At 50.6% G+C, this 863-nt stretch carries 1 pseudogene; it reads right to left on the bottom strand.

What is annotated here, in order from left to right:
• A pseudogene (locus CVN76_RS01485) lies at positions 1-178 on the bottom strand (ATP-dependent protease LonB); the annotation flags it as partial.
• Positions 179-863: the final 685 nt, after the last annotated feature.

Raw genomic sequence — 863 nt, 5'->3', positions numbered from 1 at the left:
CCAATGGTTCCGTTAATGAAATGGATCTCATCTTCCTTAATTGGTCCATTTCCTTTCGTGAATCTCGGTCAATCGAAACCTTTTGGGTCCGCTGGCCTTTCAATAAGTTCAAAAAATACAATCCAATAATAATCCCAAAAAACAGCTGAATAAACAACGCCAATCCTGTCCAATTCATTCTATTCCCTCCTGCACTCTCCTAGTTTGTCATTTCTGTTAGTATCTCCTTGGGAAGGGCGAAATTATCCAAGAAATCAACGTTGTAAATTTTTGGGGTTTTGGCGGGGAAAATCCCGTTTTCCCGTTCAGGTTGAGGTTAGACTTTCATCGTCTAAAGTTTTGGTGAGTTTATACAATGACCGTTTCATTGCACTGCAGGCGCTCCCCTTTCCACGGGCGGTCCTTGAGCCTCCTCGGCGCTTGTGCGCCTGCGGTGTCTCACGAAGACACGCATTTCCCGCAGGAGTCTCGCCGCCTTCCGTTTCATTCCCCTTTATGTGAACAAGAAGTGGAAATCTCCATTGCCCACAGTATGGGGGAATCTGTACTTGGACCGTTTCATTGCACTGCAGGCGCTCCCTTTCCGCGGGCCGGTCCTTGAGCCACCTCGGCTTTCAGCCTGCTGGTCTCAAGTGGACGCGCAATTCCCGCAGGAGTCTCGCCGCCTTCCGTTTCATTCCTCTTTGTGTGAACAAGAAGTGGAAATCTCCATTGCCCACAGTATGGGGGAATCTGTACTTGGACCGTTTCATTGCACTGCAGGCGCTCCCTTTCCGCGGGCCGGTCCTTGAGCCACCTCAGCTTTCAGCCTGCGGGTCTCACGTAGACGCGCAATTCCCACAGGAGTGCCGCCACCTTCCGTT

The sequence above is a fragment of the Bacillus sp. mrc49 genome (assembly GCF_002803435.1).
The sequence above is the reverse complement of the archived record's forward strand: the minus strand, read 5'-3'. Positions and strand labels throughout refer to the sequence as shown.